Source organism: Streptococcus mitis, assembly GCF_946190285.1.
Taxonomy (GTDB): Bacteria; Bacillota; Bacilli; order Lactobacillales; family Streptococcaceae; genus Streptococcus; species Streptococcus mitis_CP.
Window position 1 is genome coordinate 96,885 of sequence record NZ_CAMHZX010000007.1, and the last position, 6,634, is coordinate 103,518.

The 6,634-nt window shown below is 35.4% G+C and carries 8 protein-coding genes and 1 tRNA gene; all 9 read left to right on the forward strand.

Annotated features, from left to right (window positions below; genetic code table 11):
- The first annotated feature begins 53 nt into the window (after window positions 1-53).
- The gene (locus N8L39_RS08615) at window positions 54-320 is read left to right on the forward strand and encodes an RNA-binding S4 domain-containing protein (RefSeq protein WP_001234973.1); all 267 of its coding nucleotides are present in this window, start codon (window positions 54-56) and stop codon (window positions 318-320) included.
- A complete protein-coding gene (locus N8L39_RS08620; protein ID WP_000041905.1) occupies window positions 313-681 on the forward strand; it encodes a septum formation initiator family protein in 369 nt (122 codons plus the stop codon). The genes N8L39_RS08615 and N8L39_RS08620 overlap by 8 nt, the downstream gene beginning before the upstream one ends.
- A 4-nt stretch (window positions 682-685) precedes the next feature.
- Entirely contained in the window at window positions 686-808 is a 123-nt protein-coding gene (locus N8L39_RS08625) for an SP_0009 family protein (protein WP_261010669.1), read from the forward strand.
- The gene (locus N8L39_RS08630) at window positions 801-2,069 is read left to right on the forward strand and encodes a serine hydrolase (RefSeq protein ID WP_261010668.1); all 1,269 of its coding nucleotides are present in this window, start codon (window positions 801-803) and stop codon (window positions 2,067-2,069) included. Before N8L39_RS08625 ends, N8L39_RS08630 begins: the two co-directional genes overlap by 8 nt.
- The gene (gene tilS, locus N8L39_RS08635) at window positions 2,066-3,343 is read left to right on the forward strand and encodes a tRNA lysidine(34) synthetase TilS (RefSeq protein WP_261010667.1); all 1,278 of its coding nucleotides are present in this window, start codon (window positions 2,066-2,068) and stop codon (window positions 3,341-3,343) included. The genes N8L39_RS08630 and tilS overlap by 4 nt, the downstream gene beginning before the upstream one ends.
- 4 nt (window positions 3,344-3,347) lie before the next feature.
- The gene (gene hpt / locus N8L39_RS08640) at window positions 3,348-3,890 is read left to right on the forward strand and encodes a hypoxanthine phosphoribosyltransferase (protein ID WP_261010666.1); all 543 of its coding nucleotides are present in this window, start codon (window positions 3,348-3,350) and stop codon (window positions 3,888-3,890) included.
- Window positions 3,891-3,905: 15 nt separating this feature from the next.
- Complete coding sequence (ftsH, locus tag N8L39_RS08645; RefSeq protein WP_261010665.1) at window positions 3,906-5,864, forward strand: ATP-dependent zinc metalloprotease FtsH; 1,959 nt, start codon at window positions 3,906-3,908, stop codon at window positions 5,862-5,864.
- Between the two features lie 120 nt (window positions 5,865-5,984).
- Entirely contained in the window at window positions 5,985-6,464 is a 480-nt protein-coding gene (locus tag N8L39_RS08650) for a sigma-70 RNA polymerase sigma factor region 4 domain-containing protein (protein ID WP_261010664.1), read from the forward strand.
- 93 nt (window positions 6,465-6,557) lie between these two features.
- Window positions 6,558-6,629: transfer RNA gene (locus tag N8L39_RS08655), tRNA-Glu, on the forward strand.
- The last annotated feature ends 5 nt before the right edge of the window (window positions 6,630-6,634 follow it).

A 6,634-nucleotide genomic window follows, 5' to 3' on the forward strand; every position in this document is an offset into this window, starting at 1 on the left:
TTTCTTCTATAAAAGAGATAAAAATGGTACAATAATAATTTGAGGTAATAAAAATGAGATTAGACAAATATTTAAAAGTATCACGAATTATCAAGCGTCGTACAGTTGCAAAGGAAGTAGCAGATAAAGGTAGAATAAAGGTAAATGGAATTTTGGCTAAAAGTTCAACAGATTTGAAAGTTGATGACCAAGTTGAAATTCGTTTTGGCAATAAGTTGCTACTTGTAAAAGTACTGGAGATGAAAGATAGTACAAAAAAAGAAGATGCAGCAGGTATGTATGAAATTATCAGTGAAACACGGGTAGAAGAAAATGTCTAAGAATATTGTACAATTGAATAATTCTTTTATTCAAAATGAGCACCAACGTCGTCGCTATCTGATGAAGGAACGACAAAAACGTAATCGTTTCATGGGTTGGGTTCTGATTTTGATGATTTTGTTGTTCATTTTACCAACTTATAACCTTGCTCAAAGCTATCACCAATTACTCCAAAGACGTCAACAGTTATCAGACTTGCAAACTCAGTATCAAACATTGAGTGAGGAAAAGGAGAAAGAGACAGCTTTTGCTACAAAGTTGAAAGATGAAGATTACGCTGCTAAATACATGCGTGCAAAATATTATTATTCTAAGAATCGGGAAGCTGTTTATACGATTCCTGACTTGCTCCCAAGGTGATGAAATGGAAAAATTATTAGATGTAATAGAGCAATTTTTGAGTCTATCGGATGAAAAGCTGGAAGAGTTGGCTAATAAAAATCAATTATTGCGTTTACAAGAAGAAAAGGAAAGGAAGAATGCGTAAATTCTTAATTATTTTGTTGCTACCAAGTTTTTTGACAGTTTCAAAAGTAGTTAGCACAGAAAAAGAAGTTGTATATACTTCGAAAGAAATTTATTACCTTTCACAATCTGACTTTGGTATTTATTTTAGAGAAAAATTAAGTTCTCCCATGGTTTATGGAGAAGTTCCTGTTTATGCGAATGAAGATTTAGTAGTGGAATCTGGAAAATTGACTCCAAAAACAAGTTTTCAAATAACCGAGTGGCGTTTAAATAAACAAGGAATTCCAGTATTTAAGTTATCCAACCAGCAATTTATTGCTGCAGACAAACGATTTTTATATAATCAGTCAGAGGTAACTCCAACAATAAAAAAAGTATGGTTAGAATCTGATTTTAAACTGTACAATAGTCCTTATGACTTAAAAGAAGTGAAATCATCCTTATCAGCTTATTCGCAAGTATCAATCGACAAGACCATGTTTGTAGAAGGAAGAGAATTTTTACATATTGATCAGGCTGGATGGGTAGCTAAAGAATCAACTTCTGAAGAAGATAATCGGATGAGTAAAGTTCAAGAAATGTTATCTGAAAAATATCAGAAAGATTCTTTCTCTATTTATGTTAAGCAACTAACTACTGGAAAAGAAGCTGGTATCAATCAAGATGAAAAGATGTATGCAGCTAGTGTTTTGAAACTCCCTTATCTCTATTATGCGCAAGAAAAAATAAATGAGGGTCTTTATCAGTTAGATACGACTGTAAAATATGTATCTGCAGTCAATGATTTTCCAGGTTCCTATAAACCAGAGGGAAGTGGCAGTCTTCCTAAAAAAGAGGATAATAAAGAATATTCTTTAAAGGATTTAATTACGAAAGTATCAAAAGAATCTGATAATGTAGCTCATAATATATTGGGTTATTACATTTCAAACCAATCTGATGCCACATTCAAATCCAAGATGTCTGTCATTACGGGAGATGATTGGGATCCAAAAGAAAAATTGATTTCTTCCAAGATGGCTGGGAAGGTTATGGAAGCCATTTATAATCAAAATGGATTTGTGCTAGAGTCTTTGAATAAAACAGATTTTGATAATCAGCGAATTGCCAAAGGTGTTTCTGTGAAGGTAGCTCATAAAATTGGGGATGCGGACGAATTTAAGCATGATACGGGTGTTGTCTACGCAGATTCTCCATTTATTCTTTCTATTTTCACTAAGAATTCTGATTATGATACAATTTCTCAGATATCCAAGGATGTTTATGAGGTTCTAAAATGAGGGAACAAGATTTTTTAAATCATTTTCTCAAGAAGGGATATTTCAAAAAGCATACTAAGGTGGTGCTAGCTCTTTCTGGTGGGTTAGATTCTATGTTTCTATTTAAGGTATTATCTACTTATCAAAAAGAGTTAGAAATTGAATTGATTCTAGCTCATGTGAATCATAAGCAGAGAGTAGAATCAGATTGGGAAGAACAGGAATTAAGGAAGTTGGCTGCTGAAGCAGAGCTTCCTATTTATATCAGCGATTTTTCAGGAGAATTTTCAGAAGCGCGTGCTCGACATTTTCGTTATGATTTTTTTCAAGAGATCATGAAAAAGACAGGTGCGACAGCCTTAGTCACTGCCCACCATGCTGATGATCAGGTGGAAACGATTTTGATGCGTTTGATTCGAGGAACTCGCTTGCGCTATCTATCAGGAATTAAGGAGAAGCAAGTAGTCGGAGAGATAAAAATCATTCGGCCCTTCTTGCATTTTCAGAAAAAAGACTTTCCACCAATTTTTCACTTTGAAGATACATCAAATAAGGAAAATCATTATTTTCGCAATCGTATTCGAAATTCTTATTTACCAGAATTAGAAAAAGAAAATCCTCGATTTAGAGATGCAATCTTAAGTATCGGCAATGAAATTTTAGATTATGATTTGGCAATAGCTGAATTATCAAAGAATATTGATGTGGAAAATTTAGAGCAGTTATTGTCTTACTCTGAGTCTACACAAAGAGTTTTACTTCAAACTTATCTGAATCGTTTTCCAGATTTGAATCTTACAAAAGCTCAGTTTGAAGAAGTTAGACAAATTTTAAAAACTAAAAGCCAGTATCGTCATCCGCTTAAAAATGGTTATGAATTAGTAAAAGAGTATCAACAGTTTCAGATTTGTAAAATCAGTCCGCAGGCTGATGAAAAGGAAGATGAACTTGTGTTACACTATCAAAATCATGTATCTTACCAAGGTTATTTATTTTCCTTTGGACTTCCATTAGAAGGTGAATCAATTCAGCGAATACCTGTTTCACGCGAAACATCCATACACATTCGTCATCGAAAACCAGGAGATGTTTTGATTCAAAATGGACATAGAAAAAAACTCAGACGTCTATTTATCGATTTGAAAATCCCTATGGAAAAGCGAAAATCTGCTCTGATTATTGAGCAATTTGGTGAAATTGTTTCAATTTTGGGAATTGCGACCAGTAATTTGAGTAAAAACACGAAAAATGATATAATGAACACTGTACTTTATATAGAAAAAATAGATAGGTAAAAAAATGTTAGAAAACGATATTAAAAAAATCCTCGTTTCACACGATGAAATTACAGAAGCTGCTAAAAAATTAGGTGCTCAACTCACTAAAGACTATGCAGGAAAAAATCCAATTTTAGTTGGGATTTTAAAAGGATCTATTCCTTTTATGGCTGAATTGGTCAAACATATCGACACACATATTGAAATGGACTTCATGATGGTTTCTAGCTACCATGGTGGAACAGAAAGTAGCGGTGTGATCAATATTAAGCAAGATGTAACTCAAGACATCAAAGGAAGACATGTTTTATTTGTAGAAGATATCATTGATACAGGTCAAACTTTGAAGAATTTGCGAGATATGTTTATTGCAAGAGATGCGGCTTCTGTTAAGATTGCAACCTTATTGGATAAACCAGAGGGACGTGTTGTAGAAATTGAGGCAGACTATACTTGCTTTACTATCCCAAATGAGTTTGTAGTAGGTTATGGTTTAGACTACAAAGAAAACTATCGTAACCTTCCTTATGTTGGAGTATTGAAAGAAGAAGTATATTCAAATTAGAAAGAACAATTTTTAATGAAAAAACAAAATAATGGTTTAATTAAAAATCCTTTTCTATGGTTATTACTTATTTTTTTCCTAGTTACAGCTTATCAGTATTTTAGTACAGGTAGTGTTGCAGGGAAAAGTGAGCAAATTAATTATACAGAATTGGTAAAAGAAATTACCGATGACAATGTAAAAGAATTAACTTACCAACCAAATGGTAGTGTTATCGAAGTTTCGGGTGTCTATAAAAATCCTAAAACGAGTAAAGAAGAAACAGGTATCCAGTTCTTTTCTCCTTCTGCTACAACAGTAGAGAAATTTTCAAGTATTATTCTTCCTTCAGATACTACCGTATCAGAATTGCAAAAACTTGCTTCTGACCATAAAGCGGAAGTAACTGTTAAGCATGAAAGTTCAAGTGGTATGTGGATTAATATTCTTGTATCCATTGTGCCATTCGGTATTCTTTTCTTCTTCCTATTTTCTATGATGGGAAATATGGGAGGAAATAATAGCCGTAACCCGATGAGTTTTGGACGTAGTAAGGCTAAAGCTGCAAATAAAGAAGATATTAAAGTAAGATTTTCAGATGTTGCTGGAGCTGAGGAAGAAAAACAAGAACTAGTTGAAGTTGTTGAATTTTTAAAAGATCCAAAACGATTTACAAAACTTGGAGCCCGTATTCCAGCAGGTGTCCTTCTAGAGGGACCTCCGGGAACAGGTAAGACGTTACTTGCTAAGGCAGTCGCCGGAGAAGCAGGTGTTCCATTCTTTAGTATCTCAGGTTCTGACTTTGTAGAAATGTTTGTCGGAGTTGGAGCTAGTCGTGTTCGTTCTCTTTTTGAAGATGCCAAAAAAGCAGCACCAGCTATTATCTTTATCGATGAAATTGATGCTGTTGGACGTCAACGTGGAGTCGGTCTTGGCGGAGGTAATGACGAACGTGAACAAACCTTAAACCAACTTTTGATTGAGATGGACGGTTTTGAGGGAAATGAAGGGATTATTGTTATCGCTGCGACAAACCGTTCAGATGTACTTGACCCTGCCCTTTTGCGTCCAGGACGTTTTGATAGAAAAGTATTGGTTGGCCGTCCTGATGTTAAAGGTCGCGAAGCAATCTTGAAAGTTCATGCTAAGAACAAGCCTTTAGCAGAAGATGTTGATTTGAAATTAGTGGCCCAACAAACTCCAGGTTTTGTTGGTGCTGATTTAGAGAATGTCTTAAATGAAGCGGCTTTAGTTGCTGCTCGTCGCAATAAATCGATAATTGATGCCTCAGATATTGATGAAGCAGAAGATAGAGTTATTGCTGGACCTTCTAAGAAAGATAAGACAGTTTCACAAAGAGAACGTGAATTGGTTGCCTACCATGAGGCAGGACATACCATTGTTGGTCTAGTCTTGTCGAATGCCCGCGTTGTCCATAAGGTTACAATTGTACCACGTGGCCGTGCAGGTGGTTACATGATTGCACTTCCTAAGGAAGACCAAATGCTTCTATCTAAAGAAGATATGAAAGAGCAATTGGCTGGTTTAATGGGTGGACGTGTAGCTGAAGAAATTATCTTTAATGTCCAAACTACAGGAGCTTCAAACGACTTTGAACAGGCGACACAAATGGCGCGTGCAATGGTTACAGAGTACGGTATGAGTGAAAAACTTGGCCCAGTACAATATGAAGGAAACCATGCTATGTTTGGTGCACAGAGTCCTCAAAAATCAATTTCAGAACAAACAGCTTATGAAATTGACGAAGAAGTTCGTTCATTATTAAATGAAGCACGAAATAAAGCTGCTGAAATTATTCAGTCAAATCGTGAAACTCACAAGTTGATTGCAGAAGCATTATTGAAATACGAAACATTGGATAGTACACAAATTAAAGCTCTTTATGAAACAGGAAAGATGCCTGAAACAGTCGAAGAGGAATCTCATGCACTATCCTATGATGAAGTAAAGTCAAAAATTAATGACGAAAAGTAACCCAAAGAGAGGCAAGACCTCTCTTTTTTGTGCAGTTTAGACGGTGTAGGGAACAGAATGGGGGAAATGGGACAAAAGTGTTTCTGAATCTGTTAGACTGTATCTAGAAAGGGGGACGTTATGTTTAAAGAATTATATGAAGAAGTCCAGGGGATTGTATATAAGTGTAGAAATGAATATTACCTTCATTTATGGGATCTATCGGATTGGGACCAAGAGGGGATGATTTGCTTACATGAATTGATTAGTAGAGAAGAAGAGCTGGCAGAAGATACTCCTCGTTTACGTAAATACTTCAAAACTAAATTCCGTAATCGAATTTTAGACCATATCCGTAAACAAGAAAGCCAGAAGCGTAGATATGATAAAGAACCTTATGAAGAAGTAGGTGAGATTAGTCATCGTATAAGCGAGGGAGGTCTGTGGCTAGATGATTATTATCTCTTTCATGAGACACTAAGAGATTATAGAAGCAAACAAAGTAAAGATAAACAAGAAGAGTTAGAACGCGTCTTAAGACATGAACGCTTCCGAGGGCGTCAAAGAGTATTAAGAGACTTACGTATTGTATTTAAGGAGTTTGATATCCGTACTCGGTAAGAAGCTATGTAAAAAAAATGAAAAAAGTTTTAAAAAAGTGTTGACAAAGTTTGAAAAGCCAGTATAATAGTAAGAGTTGAAAATAACAGCTCAGGTCCGTTGGTCAAGGGGTTAAGACACCGCCTTTTCACGGCGGTAACACGGGTTCGAATCCCGTACGGACTATGGTA

Excerpts from the sequence above, each read along its gene's own strand:
- N8L39_RS08615 (WP_001234973.1), top strand. The coding sequence starts at position 54 with ATGAGATTAGACAAATATTTAAAAGTATCACGAATTATCAAGCGTCGT.
- tilS (WP_261010667.1), top strand. The coding sequence starts at position 2,066 with ATGAGGGAACAAGATTTTTTAAATCATTTTCTCAAGAAGGGATATTTC.
- N8L39_RS08620 (WP_000041905.1), top strand. The coding sequence starts at position 313 with ATGTCTAAGAATATTGTACAATTGAATAATTCTTTTATTCAAAATGAG.
- hpt (WP_261010666.1), top strand. The coding sequence starts at position 3,348 with ATGTTAGAAAACGATATTAAAAAAATCCTCGTTTCACACGATGAAATT.
- N8L39_RS08650 (WP_261010664.1), top strand. The coding sequence starts at position 5,985 with ATGTTTAAAGAATTATATGAAGAAGTCCAGGGGATTGTATATAAGTGT.
- N8L39_RS08625 (WP_261010669.1), top strand. The coding sequence starts at position 686 with ATGGAAAAATTATTAGATGTAATAGAGCAATTTTTGAGTCTATCGGAT.
- ftsH (WP_261010665.1), top strand. The coding sequence starts at position 3,906 with ATGAAAAAACAAAATAATGGTTTAATTAAAAATCCTTTTCTATGGTTA.
- N8L39_RS08630 (WP_261010668.1), top strand. The coding sequence starts at position 801 with ATGCGTAAATTCTTAATTATTTTGTTGCTACCAAGTTTTTTGACAGTT.